The organism is Solibacillus sp. FSL H8-0523 (genome assembly GCF_038051985.1).
In the GTDB taxonomy this organism is placed as follows: Bacteria; Bacillota; Bacilli; order Bacillales_A; family Planococcaceae; genus Solibacillus.
Genome location: NZ_CP150291.1, coordinates 1538712 through 1556011, shown reverse-complemented (window position 1 = coordinate 1556011; position 17300 = coordinate 1538712). Strand labels below are relative to the sequence as shown.

General features: G+C 39.9%; 14 protein-coding genes. 6 read left to right on the top strand and 8 right to left on the bottom strand.

The genetic code is table 11. The features are described from left to right. Positions 1-70: 70 nt before the first annotated feature. Complete coding sequence (locus NSQ62_RS07495) at positions 71-1705, bottom strand: YceG family protein (protein ID WP_341323307.1); 1635 nt, start codon at positions 1703-1705, stop codon at positions 71-73. 188 nt (positions 1706-1893) lie between these two features. After that, a complete protein-coding gene (locus tag NSQ62_RS07490; protein WP_341323306.1) occupies positions 1894-2847 on the bottom strand; it encodes a copper amine oxidase N-terminal domain-containing protein in 954 nt (317 codons plus the stop codon). Positions 2848-2961: 114 nt separating this feature from the next. Here NSQ62_RS07490 and NSQ62_RS07485 point away from each other — a divergent pair, with 114 nt between their 5' ends. From NSQ62_RS07485 to NSQ62_RS07475, 3 genes are all read left to right on the top strand, one after another. Further along, complete coding sequence (locus NSQ62_RS07485) at positions 2962-4866, top strand: stalk domain-containing protein (protein WP_341323305.1); 1905 nt, start codon at positions 2962-2964, stop codon at positions 4864-4866. 146 nt (positions 4867-5012) lie between these two features. Further along, positions 5013-5369: a metalloregulator ArsR/SmtB family transcription factor gene (locus tag NSQ62_RS07480; protein ID WP_341323304.1), complete on the top strand. Its 357-nt coding sequence runs from the start codon at positions 5013-5015 to the stop codon at positions 5367-5369. Beyond that, positions 5362-7473 (top strand): heavy metal translocating P-type ATPase, encoded by a 2112-nt coding sequence (locus NSQ62_RS07475; protein ID WP_341323303.1) that lies wholly within the window; start codon positions 5362-5364, stop codon positions 7471-7473. The genes NSQ62_RS07480 and NSQ62_RS07475 overlap by 8 nt, the downstream gene beginning before the upstream one ends. A gap of 213 nt (positions 7474-7686) precedes the next feature. Here NSQ62_RS07475 and NSQ62_RS07470 read toward each other — a convergent pair whose 3' ends face one another. Then, a complete protein-coding gene (locus NSQ62_RS07470) occupies positions 7687-7962 on the bottom strand; it encodes a hypothetical protein (protein WP_341323302.1) in 276 nt (91 codons plus the stop codon). Between the two features lie 268 nt (positions 7963-8230). Between NSQ62_RS07470 and NSQ62_RS07465 the strand changes: the two genes are divergently transcribed. Further along, positions 8231-9004, top strand: a complete 774-nt coding sequence (locus tag NSQ62_RS07465) for an SDR family NAD(P)-dependent oxidoreductase (protein WP_341323301.1) — start codon at positions 8231-8233, stop codon at positions 9002-9004. Between the two features lie 15 nt (positions 9005-9019). Next, positions 9020-10054, top strand: coding sequence for a 2,3-butanediol dehydrogenase (locus NSQ62_RS07460; RefSeq protein WP_341323300.1), 1035 nt, complete (start codon positions 9020-9022; stop codon positions 10052-10054). 47 nt (positions 10055-10101) lie between these two features. On the opposite strand, the gene NSQ62_RS07455 is transcribed toward NSQ62_RS07460, so the two are convergent. The 5 genes from NSQ62_RS07455 to NSQ62_RS07435 form a co-directional block, all read right to left on the bottom strand. Further along, positions 10102-10800, bottom strand: a complete 699-nt coding sequence (locus tag NSQ62_RS07455) for a hypothetical protein (RefSeq protein WP_341323299.1) — start codon at positions 10798-10800, stop codon at positions 10102-10104. Positions 10801-11315: 515 nt separating this feature from the next. Continuing rightward, positions 11316-12920 carry a catalase gene (locus tag NSQ62_RS07450; protein ID WP_341323298.1) on the bottom strand — a complete coding sequence of 535 codons (1605 nt, stop codon included), beginning with the start codon at positions 12918-12920 and terminating at the stop codon, positions 11316-11318. A gap of 369 nt (positions 12921-13289) precedes the next feature. After that, positions 13290-13730, bottom strand: coding sequence for a DUF2975 domain-containing protein (locus tag NSQ62_RS07445; RefSeq protein WP_341323297.1), 441 nt, complete (start codon positions 13728-13730; stop codon positions 13290-13292). Positions 13731-13928: 198 nt separating this feature from the next. Then, positions 13929-14897 carry an Rpn family recombination-promoting nuclease/putative transposase gene (locus tag NSQ62_RS07440; RefSeq protein WP_341323296.1) on the bottom strand — a complete coding sequence of 323 codons (969 nt, stop codon included), beginning with the start codon at positions 14895-14897 and terminating at the stop codon, positions 13929-13931. Between the two features lie 377 nt (positions 14898-15274). Continuing rightward, the gene (locus tag NSQ62_RS07435; protein WP_341323295.1) at positions 15275-15604 is read right to left on the bottom strand and encodes a hypothetical protein; all 330 of its coding nucleotides are present in this window, start codon (positions 15602-15604) and stop codon (positions 15275-15277) included. 216 nt (positions 15605-15820) lie between these two features. Between NSQ62_RS07435 and NSQ62_RS07430 the strand changes: the two genes are divergently transcribed. Then, positions 15821-17263 (top strand): GGDEF domain-containing protein, encoded by a 1443-nt coding sequence (locus tag NSQ62_RS07430; RefSeq protein ID WP_341323294.1) that lies wholly within the window; start codon positions 15821-15823, stop codon positions 17261-17263. Positions 17264-17300: the final 37 nt, after the last annotated feature.

Genomic DNA, 17300 nt, shown 5'->3' with positions numbered 1-17300 from the left:
GTTGCCTCCTATACTAAAAGCGCTAGTTTCTTTTATAAATATTACATTTCGTTACAAATAAATCAAATACTTACTTCAACTTTCTCGAAATCCGTTTCATCATCGAGCGTAAATCAAGTTTACGATCCTCCATACCGCTTGTAACACGGACGGATGATAAATTTGCGAGCGTTTCGTCAAAGCTAATTTTTTCAAGGCGGTACGTATTAAGTAACTGCCCGGTAATATGATGCTCAATGCTTAATGAGGCACCCGGACTAAAGATCAATACATCAAAGCCAAGCATACTTAAAAATACTAGTAGCACCGCATCTTGACGCTGCATGTCACCACTTTGCTCTTCTTTAAAAATAACAATCGTTGGGTTCATGAAGCTATAGTCAAACTGTTGGTACATGCGCATAATATCTGTTGGCACAAGTAGCATTTGTCCAAATAAGTACTGCTCGTGTGCCTGTCTTGTTTGACCAGGCTGCGCTAAAATGTAATCGCTCTCAATGACACGTATCATTGTTTGAGCAATATTACGTTGTGCCCCTATTGGCATATTTTTAAACGGCCAAATGGATAGACGCATCATTTTCTCGACATCGAGCGCGCCGTTTGTACTCGCATCACGCATATGGAACTGCATATTGCTTTTTTGCATCGGTAGTAGCGGGAACTTCGTTGCTACATGCGTTAGCTCACGCTGTTGTAAGCGACGAAGCTTTCCGGCGTAGTCTTGGATATTGTTCGAAACACCCTCAATTTTCGCGAACAGCACCGGTAAATACACGACGTCTACTTCATCGGTAAAGCCCTCGCGCAAATAGAGCTGCGCGTCCGATAAAATAAACAGCTCATCGTACGTCGTATTTAAAATCCGCGCACGCGTTTCATACTCCGCGTATTTCCACGGATAATTGATCGCTGAATTGTCATACAGATGCTGCTGTACTTGTTCGGCTGCTTGTGAAGTAACCGTTTGCACACGCACCGGCTTATCAAATGGGAACTCAAACAATTCCGACTTTTCCGAAAGCACTTCTGTTGGAAAGTCTGTGATACCATATGGTGCTAAAATATCCGTGCCATCCGGTTCAAAAATGACGATGTCACAGCCAAATAAGTAGAGGAAGTACATAAAGAGCGCTTCACTTTCCTTCGCTGGACCATACCACATGATGCGCGGCGGGGAATTGTCAAATTCATTTTGTTCAAGCCATTTCGGGAAATGATAATTCGACCACTTTACAAAGTCTAAAAAGATGCGCTGCAGTTGATTGCTTTTTAAATTCGGATAACGTGTTTCTAAAAACTCAAGCCACGTGCGAAGTGTCGTAATAAAATGATCCCGATACTTCGTGTTCATGAGTGGCAAAAGCTGCTTACCCGCAAAGAATGCCATAAAACGGTTTAAGGTAATCGGATTTTCACGATGCATTTGCAAAATGTTCACAATTTCCGTACGCTTCGCAGCATCAATTTCCTTAGGCAAATCATTAAACAGCAGTGTCCAGGTCACACCTGAGTTTGTCAGCGTATACAAGTATTCCTGCATGTCGTATGCGTTATTATGTACCCCTAAAAATTGCTTCGCCACGCGCGAATATTGGACCTCGCCTTCCCCTGTTAAATAAACAGGGCGCATAAATAGCTTGTCACTGACAACCTCCTCCCATTTTTTCATAGGATTTTCATCGTTATGTGGGATTAATCGCATGTTTTTACACCTCTATTTTTGTCCCTTACTTAACCATACGTACGTGTCGACAAAAAGTTTCAAAAAAAATCTTATTATTGTTTATTTTATTACAGATTGGCGGAAATTACTATTCGTCGCTCTGCATTTTGGTGATGGATTTTTGATGAGAGTCGTTCGTTCAGCGTTTAAATTATACGACTGCAATATTAAGCTGACCCATAATGAATTAGCTGTGATAAACCAAGTTCAGAAACATTATTTTGAAGCGCCCAAATCTTATCGATAGCATCCTCATTAAATTCGTACCATACATCATTGTTCGCATCGTACAGTAGAATGTCGCTATACGCATTTGAACCATCTTGGTTTGGCGAACCCGACGCTTTCACATAGATTTCATAATGCTTCACGCTTTTCCCCTCTACATCCATAAAATCATATTGCAGCAAAATCGAAAAAATATCAGGTCGAATGGTTACCCTTTGACCATCTCTTTCAGCTGGCGCCTGAACATGTTTTCCTTTATTTTGCTCAATGACTTCATAAAGGGCTTTTAGTAGTTCATTGCCATGAAATTCTCTTATGACCGTTCCCATTGTCATCAGGGATTCCGCTTGAAAGGCTTTGGTTTCCATACCATTTATGCGTAACGGGTTACAATTGACTGCCACGGTTCTTTTCTCATAAGTGACTTGGCATCCAAATGTTTCTGCAATAAAACGCAGTGGCACCATTGTACGATTATTCTTTAGATACGGTGCTGCTTCAAGCTGCTGTTGTACCTTATTTTGCATAACAGCTTTACTATTTAGTGTTAATTTCACGTTCAAATCTTGTTTGGCAAGTGTTACTTCTTTGTTTGACCATGCAACATTAGCTACTAGACTCTCACTAATGACACGTAGTGGTACCATCGTACGGCCCTTTTTAATTTCCGGTGCTACATCCGAAATAATCGGAACACCATCGATTGTTAATTGAATTGGCTTTGCGGCCTGTGTATGAATTGCAGGCAATAGTACAAATAATAGTAAAAGAAGAATTCCTGAAAAAAATGGTTTCAACGCTTCCACATCCTTATAATGTAATGACGCATTAGAGCTATCCATATTATAGCAAATCATTGTTCGCTCAAAAGGACAAATAGCCATAATCATCATTTATTCACCACAATGATGGTAAATGATATAAGAAGAACGATTTTTAGTAATGTCTTACCCAAAAGGTAACGTTCGCATCCCACATTCACTAAGAAAAGGAGAAAATAATCGAGCATGTTAAAAATAAATAGTTATTCTTGGATTTTAATAATTGTTGTAGTTTCACTTTTCTTGATGGACAATCTTTCCGTAACCGCCGCTACTAGTAATAAAGGAATGACGCTTGAAAATAAGGCGACGGTTATTGTAAATGGCGAAAAAGCAACCTTTAAAGAACCCATCTTAAATAAAAACGGGCATCTGTTTTTACCGATGCGTAATCTCTATGAAATGATTGGAGCAACCGTTCACTGGGAGTCCAAATCAAAAACTGCTAGTGCAGAGCGTATTGGCAATCAAGTAGCCGTTACACTAAATTCCACAACAGCTAATGTCAACGGGAAGCCAGTAATCGTCAACGTTCCGCCATTCCTTTATCAGGACAAAACCTATGTGCCCATTCGTTTTTTAAGCGAAAATTTAGGAGGCAGCGTTCTTTGGAATACCCCAAAACGTGAGGTGGATATTCAATTAGAGGAATCACAAGAACCGTCACCACCTGAATCGAACGAGCCTTATTATTTACAAATTAATAATAAGCGAATTGTCATGACAGACCCGATCCTTTCAAAACAGGGTCGCACGTACATTGCAGCGAAATATTTATATGAAAACCTAGACAATGCTACTGGCAAATGGCTATCTGGCGAGCAGTTTGAATTACAAATTTCAGGATTAAATTTTATTTTTACTAACAATAACAATATCATTCAAATTAACAATGACTTTGTAACAACTTCCGAGCTCCCATTTATTCAGCAGGACCAGATGTATGTGCCCGTTAAATTCATTGTTAATGCGGTCGATGAAGACGGTACCTTACGCTATATGAGCCAACAGCGTGAATTGCATATTTATTTGTATCAATCGATGTTTACAAGTAACTTTTTAGAAAAGTCTTTTGGCGCGACAGTTGAACCGCAGCCCATACAAACAGCACAACTAAAAGGTGCTCGTACCTTACTGATGAGCGATAACCCAGAAATGCTCACCCCATTAGATGTGCCAGACAATACAGCAACATTAGCTGCTCAAACGGTGCGATCATCGCAAGCAGTCAATGAGCACCGCGTATTTGCATGGCACTATAATACTTTGGGAACAAATAGCACCCTTGCCATCACCATAGAAAATACATCTGCTTCAACAACACTTGTCGTAAACAATTCAAAAGGCACAGCAAAAAAGAGTAGCCACAGCTGGATTAACTACGATGTCGGTCTTCCGATTGTGGACCAGGTTTTAAACAACAAACTACAAAAAACAGAAAGTGAAGGAATAACCATTGCCCCTGGCGAAACGAAGATCATTCAGTCATATGAATTGCTAAACCACTACATTATTGGCTTGCTGCATGATTTTGATATTGCCGTGCAAAATGGCACAGACAGTAGCTATACAATTCGGACTGTACTAGCAAAAAATAACGAAGACGTGACATTGATTCATACGAGTCCAGTTGTCACTAATAAAGCAGCCGCGCATCCACGTGGTGTTTGGCCAAGCTCCGAAATCGTAGCCCAGTTTCCTACCTATATGGTTGATAGTGCGGAAATTGGCTTTAGTATTTCAAACGGCAAAACAGACCACCTGTTAACGAAGGACAATTCGCTCGAACAGGTAAACGGCAGCGTCGGCAATCCCGGGCATTTTGGTATTCAGTACACGGTCCAGATTCCAGTTACAAACCCAACAGGTCAGGAAAAAGAACTTACCTTAAAGTTTGCAGGTCGCGGTGGTCTTTATAGTGGTGCACTCAAAGTAAACGGCCAAGTGCACTTAATTCCTACATTAAAATCAGGACAGGAATATATTGAGTTGCCCTATACCGTAACACAACTTCAAGAAAACATTACCATTGAAATCATGCATTCCGGAGGCAGTAACTTGCCACTGGCGATTTTTGTAAGAACGAAATAAAAGGCTGCCTTCTGAAAAATTCAGAGGGCAGCTTTTACTTTTTGAATTTTATTTCCCTAATATCATTCAAACACACACTTGAATAAAATAAGAATACACTTTATAATATATTCAAACAAACATTTGAATAAGGAGATGTGAATGCAATGAACGATAACAGTACTTGCGAAATTTATTGTTACGACGAAGAAAAAGTCAATCGGATACAAGGCGCATTACAAAAAGAAAATCTCTCCCGTGTTGCCCAATTATTTAAAGTACTTGCAGATGAAAATAGAGCAAAAATTGCCTTTGCCCTGTGCCAGGATGATGAGCTGTGCGTATGTGATATTGCCAATATCATTGGTTCCACTGTAGCAACAGCATCGCACCACTTACGAACGCTGCATAAGCAAGGGATTGTCAAGTATCGAAAAGAAGGCAAATTAGCATTTTATTCGCTAGATGCCCCTCACATTAAGCCGTTGATTGTTATGGCATTAGGAGTGGAAGCAAATGTCTGAAGAAGAAATGAAAGTCTACCGCGTTCAAGGATTCACCTGCATTAACTGCGCGGCCATCTTTGAAGAAAACGTCAAACAATTACCAGGCGTGCATGATGCGAAAGTAAATTTCGGCGCTTCAAAAGTAATGGTTCAAGGAACGACGACAATTGAAGCACTCGAAAAAGCTGGCGCCTTTGAAAACTTAATAATCCGCGATGAAAAAGCACAAAAGATTGAACGTGAACCATTTTGGAAACAAAGACAAAATCGAAAAGTTTATCTTTCCGCCCTCTTGCTTGTCATTAGTTGGTTACTAAGTCTGCAATACGGTGAAGGACATATTCTCCCGACAATTGGTTTTGCATTAGCGATTGTCATTGGCGGCGTTTCCCTCTTCATGAAGGGACTTAAAAACCTAAGCCGATTCACGTTCGACATGAATACGCTCATGACGATTGCGATTATCGGCGCTGCTTTGATTGGTGAATGGGGCGAAGGAGCAATGGTTGTCATTCTATTTGCAATCAGTGAAGCATTAGAGCGCTATTCAATGGACAAAGCTCGTCAATCCATCGAATCCTTAATGGATATTGCGCCAAAAGAAGCGCTTATTCGCCGGGGAACGGAAGAAATGATCGTACACGTTGACGAGATTCAGGTTGGCGACATCATGATCGTTAAACCCGGTCAAAAATTAGCGATGGACGGCATCGTAATCAAGGGGACTTCCGCATTAAATCAAGCGGCCATTACGGGAGAAAGTGTTCCGGTAATGAAAACAAAAGATGATGAAGTGTTTGCAGGAACCTTAAACGAAGAAGGCCTGCTTGAAGTAAGCGTTACAAAACGCGTGGACGATACGACGCTTGCAAAAATTATTCACCTCGTAGAAGAAGCGCAAGCAGAACGAGCGCCTTCTCAAGCATTTGTCGATAAATTTGCAAAATACTATACCCCGGCCATTGTCGGTTTGGCCGCTGTCATTATGGTTGCTCCCCCACTGTTTGGTGGCGATTGGAGCCATTGGATTTATCAAGGCTTAGCTATTCTAGTCGTTGGTTGCCCGTGTGCCTTAGTTGTGTCAACGCCAGTAGCTGTTGTGACGGCTATTGGGAATGCTGCAAAAAATGGTGTTTTAATTAAAGGTGGCGTTTATTTAGAGGAAACCGGACAGTTAAAAGCCATTGCTTTTGATAAAACCGGCACGCTGACAAAAGGCATTCCTGCTGTAACGGATGTCGTAACATATGGCCGTAGCGAAAATGAAGTATTGGCCATTACAGCCGCCATCGAAAATGGGTCTCAACATCCGTTAGCTTCAGCGATTCTGAAAAAAGCGGAAGCACACGGGTTAAACTTTAAAGAGGTCGTGGTGGATGAATTCCAATCGATTACAGGAAAAGGTGTGAAAGCGAACGTAAATCAGATCCTGTACTATGTAGGAAGCCCAAATCTATTTGAAGAAACACTTCAAAATGGAATCGAAGCATCCATTAAAGAAACGCTTACAGAGCTGCAATTACAAGGTAAAACGGTGATGCTTTTAGGTACAGAAAAAGAAATTCTTTCATTGATTGCCGTTGCAGATGAAGTGAGAGACTCCTCAAAAGAAGTCATACGTAAACTAAACCAGATGGGCATCGAAACGGTGATGCTAACCGGTGATAACGAAAGAACCGCGGCAGCCATCGGAAAACAAGTCGGTGTTTCTACGATAAAAGCGGATTTACTGCCAGAGGATAAGTTGAATTTCATAAAAAAACTACGCGGCAACTACCAAAGCGTGGCCATGGTTGGTGACGGTGTCAATGATGCCCCAGCACTTGCAGCAGCATCAGTCGGTGTAGCAATGGGGAGCGCTGGAACAGATACAGCATTAGAAACTGCTGATATCGCGCTCATGTCTGATGACTTAAATCAATTACCCTATACGATTCAATTAAGCAAAAAAGCATTAGCCATTATTAAGCAAAATATTACCTTCTCCTTAGCGATTAAATTAGTCGCATTGCTACTCGTTGTACCCGGTTGGTTAACACTGTGGATCGCAATTTTTGCGGATATGGGGGCGACACTACTTGTGACATTGAATAGTTTACGATTGTTAAAAGTTAAAGAATAAAAAAAAGCACCGGTACAGACCCATTTTGGATGTGTTGTACCGAGTGCTTTTATTTATCTAGTCGTTCTAGTGAAGTGAGCCAGTAATTAGTTCAAAACAGACCACTTTCGTCCGCGAGCTATACAAAGTGGTCTGCTTTATACCACATTAATAGAAAGTGGTTCGTTTAATTCATAGTAATTCCTTTCATCATTTCGCATTACACCGTTAAAATTAAGCTGTCTCGTTGTATCCCAGAACTTCAATCGCGCGTTGTTCAATAGCTTCTATTGTTGCTTCCTTCGTTGGTTGATTGATAACCGCGCCTCTTGCGATTTCTTCATCATCTCGCTCGATGACATACTCACCAACATACGATTCAGTTGTATCTTCCCCGATAATTTTCAGTTCCACCTCAACAATCGCTTCTTCGCTCAAAAATTCAATACTATACAGCTCCACTCGATACTCCCCACCCACACGCAAGACAGATTTTGATAATGCATACATGGACCTTCCCCCTTTTCGGATTCCTTACTTTTTTTACAAATTTACTCCAATTAGTTTATTCATAGTTTCATTAACGCTGTACAGCACTCAAATAATTATATAGATAATTATTGCAATTTTACCATATTAAATATCCACTCTCATTATCGATTTTAGGTTTATTCATACTTCCCTTCTCATTTTAAAATATAACACAAAATATCTAAATCTCTTTAAAAATGGTAGAATTATCTCGCAACATCATTTTTTTCTTAAGGGGTTGGGAGAAATGGATAAACGATTTGAAAACAAAGTAGCCATTGTCACAGGTGGCGCGTCTGGGATTGGCTATGCAATTGTGGAAAGCTTGTTGGAAGCAGGAGCGAAAGTGGTCATTGCCGATTTGAATGAACAAACAATGCAAGAAATCGAAGCAACGCATCCAGGAAATGTTATTGCGGTGAAAACAAATGTAACACTTGAACAAGATATCGAACAGTTAGTAAACAAAACAATCGAAGCTTTTGGTCAATTAGATTTTGCGTTTAACGTTGCCGGTGCATCAAAAGCAGCGGTCATAACGGATTTAACTGAAAGTGATTGGGACTTTACAGTGGATTTATGCTTAAAGGGTGTGTTCCTTTGTGTTAAACATCAGGCACGCTATATGAAAGATCACGGTGGCGGTGCGATTGTTAACGTATCTTCTTTAAACGCTCAGGTGCCAATGTATGCCGGCACAGCATACGCTTCGGCAAAAGCGGGCGTTGAGATGTTGACGAAAAACGCCGCACTTGAACTGGCACGTCACAATATCCGCGTCAACGCGATTTTACCAGGGCTAGTGTTAACCCCACTAACGTCACAGCTGACAAATGTGGAAGTGATTCATGAAGCATACATGGAACGTATCCCAATGAAGCGCGCTGCCGATCCAAAAGAAATGGCTGGCCCAGCGCTCTTCTTAGTAAGCGACGATGCTTCTTATGTAAATGGTGCAAGCTTAATCGTTGATGGTGCGTGGCAAACGACAGGTTACCCTGATTTAAGTAAATTTTTCTAAGAGGAGCGATTGAACATGAAAGCAGCCGTATTTCATAACGTAAAAGATATTCGCATAGAAGAACTAGAAAAACCAACAATTCAGCCAAATCAGGTACTTATTGAGGTCGCTTTGGCTGGAATTTGTGGCAGTGATATTGGCATTTACAATTATGGTTTAGGCACGGAGCCACACCCAATTACAAAGCATTCAGGTAATACTATTATGGGGCATGAATTTTCAGGAACAATTGTTGAAGTTGGTGCAGTTGTATCAAACTTCCAAGCAGGCGACCGTGTTTGTGTCGAGCCGCTTATTTACTGTGGGACTTGTCCTGCTTGTACGCAAGGCTTTTATAATCAATGTCATTCGGTCGGATTTGTTGGGATTAACCGTCACGGAGGTTTTGCGCAATATGTGGCGATTGATGACCACATGCTACACAAGCTACCTGACAACGTATCATTTGAAGAAGGTGCACTTGTCGAGCCAACAGCCGTGTCATTTTATGGTGTGAGGGAAAGTAATTTGAAGGTTGGCGATAGCGTCATTATATACGGTGCAGGCCCAATTGGGTTACTTACCCTTTTATGTGTGAAAGCTGCTGGGGCTTCAAAAATTGTCGTTGTTGATATTTCAGAAGAACGCTGCAAAAAAGCACAGGAGCTTGGTGCATCTCTTGTCGTAAAAGGTGATGCTGAAGATTTAGTACCACAAATTTTAGCGTTCACAAATGGAGGAGCAGATATAGTGTTTGATTGCGCAGGCGTACAATCCACTGTCAACAATGCGCTCTACACAACAAAAATGGGCGCACAAATTGTGTTACTGGCAACATTCAAAAAGCCAATCGAAATTGATTCGAATATTGTGATGTTCAAAGCACTACACCTTACTTCAACACTAGCTTACCGCAACGTGTTCCCGACTGTCATTGAACTGATTGCGGAAGGTCGATTAAAGGTATCATCAGTTATTACATCACAAATCGAGCTGGCTGATATTGTTGATAAGGGCTTTGAAACACTGATTAGTGATATTAAGCAAGCAAAAATTTTAGTAAAGCCTTAATCAAAAAAGCACCGTGTACAACTTACATCCCCTGTACACGGTACCCTCTATAACGCAATTTCCACAACCATCACAGCTGCATCCTCTTCTTTGTACCAGCTTGCTACTGCCTCATAGCTCGCCTCATCAATATCCGCCACTTCTAAACGAATCGACGTCTCTGAAAGCCACTCCAATTTCGTAATTGGATAGCGCGCATCGACAAAATAGAGTTCCGTAAGCAGCTGGTCTTTTGGATAGATATTTTTTAACGTATGTAAATCAACCAACATGATTTTATGTCGCACAACTTCATTTCCTTCATTTTCTGCAAGGAGAAACATCGCTTGCCGCTGGAATACTTCTGCGCTAGCGTATATTCCTTCGCCTAACTCAACTGTTGTCACTGCACCTGAATCGATCACTTCGACTAATAGTAAGTGACAGCGTTTGTTGCCACAGCCGTATTTTAATACAAAATGATCCGAGTCGCCGCTTAAAAACTCATAGTGAATTCTTGCGAGTTCCGCCTTTGCATCTGGCGCTGTTTCTAAATAGGTCGCAAGCTGCGGAATCGATGCGATGGGTATCGTAAAATGCTTGCCAATTTCATTGATTACGAGTATTTCTGACGAGGTATCCTCACTCGTTGAAACCGTAACTAATTCGTCGTAGCCGTTTTCTGTTGAATCCTTTTCGTTCGTTAGCAAGGAAGACAGCAGCATTCCAAGTGCAACTGCTACGAAAGAAATGACTATTTTTTTCATCGCACCACCCTCCCATTCCTAATCGCTTCGACGTTTACGTATTTTTATGCGCAGCTACGCCTAGTATACAACAGCCCCCCTGCGAACAGAATAGCAAATAGCAAAAAAATACAATTGAACAGAACATAAAATAAAGGGAAGAACACATAGCGCATGTCCTTCCCCTTCATATGTAAAAACGAATAACCTGTCCTAGTTATCCTTTAAAATCACATTTTGCACAACCATCACTGCCTAGCTTTAAGCCTTGAGTGTTAAAATTTGAGTAGTGAGCTTTTATTTTTGAACTTTCTGCTTTGAGCTTTCATCCAATTTGAAATCCTAGTTGACTGTGATCTGGTTTAAACTCGCCTCACAGCCAAGAAGAGGTCTCCAATACCCTTTTGTTTCCGTATAACATTTAATAATTAGCAATGTTAACGGCCTCACATTAGACAAAAGGCTGTCCCAAAAGTAATTTTTTTACTTTTGGGACAGCCCTCATACCTTATCGCTATTTATTTCGTTATAGCATATTAATAAGGATCTGCATCCGTCCCCATATCGTGAACTTCATCTACCGCTTCATTTGCTCTTTCTGAACCAGCACCTTTTTTCATTTTATGTGCTTGAAGCTCTTTCATTTTTGCAGCGATGCCTTCTTTTACACGACGCCCGTATTCCTCGTCCGCTTGTGTAAAATGGTCAATCATAGCATGCTGAATCCGTTCATCACAAAGGGCTAATGCATTGGATAGATTGTTAATGAGTTCATCGCGTTCCCAATCTTCAAAATTACGATACGTTTCTCCGGCTTGTCCGTAATTATTTGGGCGATCAATTGGTTCACTCTTTAATTTATCACTATACATTGGCTCATGCTTCGGACGTTCTGTTTTATCAGCTTCCTGCAACCCACCAATCATTGATGGTTCATAATTAATATGTGGATTACCACCTGATTCACCTGGACGATGCACATCCATTTGACCACGGTGTTGATTTGAACGGACCTCCACTTTTGGCGAATTCACTGGCAGTTTTAAATAGTTCGAGCCAACTCGGTAACGTTGTGTATCTGAGTAAGAAAACGTACGCCCCTGCAACATTTTGTCGTCTGAGAAATCAAGCCCGTCGACAAGTACCCCTGTACCAAAGGCAGCAAGTTCAATTTCTGCATGGTAATCGGTCGGATTACGATTCAAAACCATTTTACCGACTGGCAAAAACGGAAACTGATCAGTTGGCCATAATTTTGTATCATCCAGTGGATCAAAATCAAGTTCAGGATGGTAATCATCACTCATCATTTGTACGAAAAGTTCCCATTCCGGATAATTACCTTCCTCGATTGCTTCGTATAAATCTTGGGTTGCATGGCCAACGTTTTTCCCTTGAATAGCATCCGCTTCATCTTGCGTTAAATTACGAATACCTTGTACCGGTTCCCAGTGATATTTAATGAGCACTGCCTCACCTTTGTCATTCACCCATTTATAAGTGTTTACACCGGAGCCTTGCATATTACGGTAAGTTGCTGGAATACCCCATGGCGAAAATAAAAACGTTATCATATGCGTTGCTTCTGGAGTTCGCGATACAAAATCAAACATTCTTTCAGGGTTTGGAACATTCGACACTGGATCGGCCTTAAAGGCGTGAATCATATCTGGGAATTTCATCGCATCACGGATAAAAAATATCTTTAAATTATTGCCGACTAAATCCCAGTTGCCTTCTTCGGTATACATTTTTATCGCGAAGCCGCGTGGGTCACGTGCTGTTTCCGGTGAATCCTTTGAACCGGCTACTGTTGAAAAGCGAGCTAGGACAGGCGTTTGCTTACCCGCACCAGAAAATACTTTCGCTCGCGTATATTTTTCAACGGGTTCATTTCCTACTTTGCCATACGTTTCAAAATAACCGAAAGCCCCTGCACCGCGTGCATGAACAACACGTTCTGGTACTTCTTCGCGGTCAAAATGGGAAATTTTCTCTATAAAGTGATAGTTCTCCAATGTTGCAGGTCCACGATTTCCGATTGTTCGCAAATTTTGATTGTCTGTAATCGGATGGCCCTGTCGATTGGTTAATGTTTCTCGCTTTAATTCTTTTTCATTGCCGGTTTGCTCTTTCGTCATTTGAACCCCTCCTTAGAATACTTGCTATCCTTGCCAATTGGATGGGAAATTATTCTTAGGTATAAAAAAGCGAACCTTTTCTGTACGCACGTCTAATGGACATCTATCTGAAGTTTTTTTCGGGTAGAACGGTTGAAGTACCTCTAGTAAACTCGGATAGTGCGACTCACTCAAATCTTTTAATACCTGTTGGAGAAACAGATTGGTTAAATCATTTAACATCGCGCGTTCTCTCAAAAAATTATCAAATGTATAATTTTCATTTTTCACTACTTCAATCACGCACTTTTTAATTTAAATTTTTCCACCTTCATAAATACATCAATAAAAAAAGCCGCGGAACTTAAACGTCCACAGCTTTTCATATAGTTAAGCTACACAGCTCTTCCCAATCGCATGCCTCATAAAAATCGAAACCGTAATCACCATACCCGTAATGAACAAGATAATAACGCCTAATAAAGCCATAGCCGGTGGTAACGCGTTAGCAGTATCTAAAATGATGATCCCTGCTATATATAGTGCAGCAATAACGATTCCACAATATTTAATACGTGTGAACCCTTGTAATAACTGTTTCGATGTGATTGATTGTTTTTCAATAATTTGAATCATGTGCAACGTCTCGTATATGGCATATAAAAACGGCACCGCAGTCGCATAAAGGCCGAATAAAAAATAGGCAACTTCAGGAGAATGCGTAACTGTTTCCAGTGCTAATCTCGGTAAGATGAACACGCAGAGCAGTATAACGATAATCCCTAATCCCACAAGAAATGTACTCAAAAGCATTGCGCTAAATCGTTTCAATAAGTATCCTCCTCATCGTTTTTATATTAAACGTTTCTATTCATTATAGGTTTCAGATAACGATTTTAGAGGTGTTTATTTCTAGATATATTCCCTATAAATTCGGGTTACTTTAGTAAAGATATTTAAAAATGCACCGTGTATATAAACAATTCTAGATTGTCTCTGTACACGGTGCAGCTCATTATGTTACTCTTTCTAGTCTAATTGATTGTTTTTAATAATTTTTTGGACTTCATCTATTGAAAGCTTTGTCATTACTGCAATGATTTCTACCGGGATATTGTTTTCAATACCATTTGAAATAATTTCAAGAACTTTTTGGTGAGCACCTTTTTCCATGCCCTTCTCAATCCCTGCCTTCTCACCCTCATCTCGCGCATGATCATACTTCGCCTCTTCATCCAAAATATACTTCAAGCGTGAAATATAGGCCATGCGTTCTTCCGGTGATTGGCTCAGCTCTTGCCAAACATCAAACGCTTCAAGTAAATGCTCATCCTTCATCGCCAGCTCCTCCAATTCCTTGTAGATTTCATCGTAGACTTTATTCTTTCGCGCATCGACCATACCTAATAACAGCAGCCACCTTGCTAAAATATCCGCAAGTGGATTTAACTTTTCGGCATGCCATAGTGCTAAAAATTTATTCATTTCAATGAAGTGAATTTCTAATACATTATCATCAACAGCGAGTGGCTGTTTTGTTTCTGTTTCAAATAAATGATATACATTATGATAGCGTTCATTTTGCTTAAATAATGTGAAATTACAAATATTAATGGTAATTGTCGGGTTCAGCTTATGATAGCCCATACTTTTTTTCAATTGCGAGCTATATAAACGTGACCAATAATACAATGTACGCTTCACCATATCATGCTGATTCGATAATTGAATTTCCACATTAATGAATTCTTCTGCTTGTGTTTTGACGACAATGTCTAAACGCGATTGTTTATCCTCAGCATGTTCACCGCCAAATTCCGTATTCACAAACGTTACTTCGCTCACCCGGTCACGGCCAGTTTTCTGCAAGATTGCATTTAAAAATACGACGGTAATATGCTGATTACGCTCACTTCCAAACAGCTGCTTAAATGCATAATCAACTTTTAAGTCCATTAATTTATGCAACGGGATTCTACGTAATGCTTTTTGATTCATCGATTACACCCCTATATGGTTAATTTATTATAGCATCGTTTTCGGAAAAATAAGTACTTGGAATTTGTGAAGAAGTTTATTAATGAGTAGTTTTTTTAAGGATGTTCATGAAACGAAGTGGATGCGGGTACAGACAATAACTTTTGTTATAGAAAGCCTGGATTCACTAGAGAATATAGCAATTCAAATAAAGTTGCAAATACGCTTACTATTTATAACCTTTAAAAATGGACATTTGAATATGTTGATACAAGGATATATTCTAATTCCCCTTATTTTATCGTTGAAAAAGATTATTTAAAATCAAAAAGCACCTCATACATAAACTATATCGCGTCGTTTATGTATGTGATGCCATTCGTCTATTCTCTACTCCCTCACTCCACCGTAACCCCACGCTTTTCCGCCACTTTACGCTTAATCACTTCATCCAGCTTTTTCATATCCGACTTTCCAAGCGTCAAGGCGTAAAGAATAAACACCACCGCAATAATTTGATACCAAGAAAATTCACCCGTCCGCTGATAATCCATCACCGCTAAAAACGCAATCCATAGATCATTGACGAGGAAAATAATAAACACGATGATACTCAATTTCTCTAGCTGATACCAATAACGCAATAATAAAAACGCAGCGGCGCACAGTGTAAACACTACTTCGCCCATGATTAAAAAAAGCCATTTATACTCTAATATGAAGTCCATGTCGTTCTCCTTTTGCTCGCCTAATCAATTGTATACAGTTAAATCTAGCGGTTTGTGGACCGTTCGTAAAGTGCATGTCTCTAATCTCAATAGGAATCATTTTATTTCACAAATTTTACAAATATAACAACTTTCGAACTAATCACTCTATGATATAATTAAATTTTCTTATATTTATAACTATTGAATACTGATTTAAGAAGGAGTTAGACACGCATGCTTACACAAATACAACAACTAGAATTTGACACCTTAGCAACTTTAGAAGAAAAGTTCGAATATGCAAAAAGCATGCATGCATTAGCAAAATTTGAAGAGGGTTTAAGCTATTTCCGAATATTAAAAACAGAGTATGAGACGATCCAAAAATTCGACCGTGTCTTAGATTGCTTAGGTTGGATTTGTCAAAACCTTGCGAATTTAGGACGCGTGAAGGAATTATATAACTACATGCCTGAATATAAATCGATGTGCAATGAGCACGGTAATGAGCTCAATCAACTAAAGCTCAATGTTTACCTTGCCTTTATCAGCTCCTCAATTGGCGATGAACCATCCGCGATTAGTTATTACCAAGATGCCATTACGATGGCAAAGAAGTTGAACGATACGAAACGTTATCTAATTTGCCTGCTAAATTTACAGGCGGTATATATTTTAATTAAGGACTTTGAACATGCTTACGAGGTGTCCATTGAGGTGAAACAGGCATTTGAAAAAGATCCGGAAATTAAAACCACGATGTCTGAAGCGGCCTATTACTTAAATTTAATGGCGATTCAATTAGAATGGAAGCAAATCAATACAATTGAACCCTTATTCGAAGCATTTGAATCGATTCCAGCAATCGATAAACATAAACGTGAACAAATGTACTACCAATGCATGAAGGGCCGATACTTCAACGAGTTAGGTCATTACAGTGAGGCCATCACCGAATTAGAAGCGGCGTTTACCTTTATCATAAAAACGGAGGAAGAGCCGTTCTTAACGATGATTTTAGAAAACTTAATAACAGCCCATGAAAATACAGGTAACTATCAAGCAGCACTGCATTACGCAAAAGCGTTCAACAAAAAATTGCTGGACACGCAAAAGAAACGTGTAACGAATGAAACGATTAAAGTTATTAAGGAAATCGATTTAGACAGCATGAAGCAGCTTGTATACGTAGATGGGCTTACTTCAGTACCTAATCGACGTTATTTAGAAAAATTCGGGGCAAAATTAGTCGAAGAAGCGTGTCAAACGAATCAAAATATGTATTGTACCATTATCGATATCGACCATTTCAAATCAATAAACGACCGATTTGGCCATATTGTTGGGGATTTGGCGATTCAACAGCTAGCGAACGTTGTTTCAGATGTGTTACCAGAAGACTGTTTATTCGCACGCTACGCAGGGGATGAATTTGTTATTCTTGTACCGCAGCAACCAAATGCCGAACATTATTTCCAACAACTGTTTTCGCATATTACTAATTTTGAATTTCAAACCGCCGAAATGTGTGTGAGGCTTACGATTAGTATGGGTGTTGCATCACTAAATGATTGCGAAGTAAAAGAACTGCTTACATTATTAGACCTTGCAGACCAGGCACTCTACCAGTCGAAAAACACAGGGCGCAATTTATTAAGCCTTTATGGAAACGATTAACTTATAAAATAATCCTGTAGTATTGAAAAAGGTGCGG

What these genes read in the sequence shown, in the direction of transcription:
- NSQ62_RS07450 (WP_341323298.1), bottom strand. Translation starts at nt 12,920, where the DNA reads ATGACGAAAGAGCAAACCGGCAATGAAAAAGAATTAAAGCGAGAAACA.
- NSQ62_RS07440 (WP_341323296.1), bottom strand. Translation starts at nt 14,897, where the DNA reads ATGAATCAAAAAGCATTACGTAGAATCCCGTTGCATAAATTAATGGAC.
- NSQ62_RS07470 (WP_341323302.1), bottom strand. Translation starts at nt 7,962, where the DNA reads ATGTATGCATTATCAAAATCTGTCTTGCGTGTGGGTGGGGAGTATCGA.
- NSQ62_RS07435 (WP_341323295.1), bottom strand. Translation starts at nt 15,604, where the DNA reads ATGGACTTCATATTAGAGTATAAATGGCTTTTTTTAATCATGGGCGAA.
- NSQ62_RS07430 (WP_341323294.1), top strand. Translation starts at nt 15,821, where the DNA reads ATGCTTACACAAATACAACAACTAGAATTTGACACCTTAGCAACTTTA.
- NSQ62_RS07455 (WP_341323299.1), bottom strand. Translation starts at nt 10,800, where the DNA reads ATGAAAAAAATAGTCATTTCTTTCGTAGCAGTTGCACTTGGAATGCTG.
- NSQ62_RS07490 (WP_341323306.1), bottom strand. Translation starts at nt 2,847, where the DNA reads ATGATGATTATGGCTATTTGTCCTTTTGAGCGAACAATGATTTGCTAT.
- NSQ62_RS07465 (WP_341323301.1), top strand. Translation starts at nt 8,231, where the DNA reads ATGGATAAACGATTTGAAAACAAAGTAGCCATTGTCACAGGTGGCGCG.
- NSQ62_RS07485 (WP_341323305.1), top strand. Translation starts at nt 2,962, where the DNA reads ATGTTAAAAATAAATAGTTATTCTTGGATTTTAATAATTGTTGTAGTT.
- NSQ62_RS07480 (WP_341323304.1), top strand. Translation starts at nt 5,013, where the DNA reads ATGAACGATAACAGTACTTGCGAAATTTATTGTTACGACGAAGAAAAA.
- NSQ62_RS07495 (WP_341323307.1), bottom strand. Translation starts at nt 1,705, where the DNA reads ATGCGATTAATCCCACATAACGATGAAAATCCTATGAAAAAATGGGAG.
- NSQ62_RS07475 (WP_341323303.1), top strand. Translation starts at nt 5,362, where the DNA reads ATGTCTGAAGAAGAAATGAAAGTCTACCGCGTTCAAGGATTCACCTGC.
- NSQ62_RS07460 (WP_341323300.1), top strand. Translation starts at nt 9,020, where the DNA reads ATGAAAGCAGCCGTATTTCATAACGTAAAAGATATTCGCATAGAAGAA.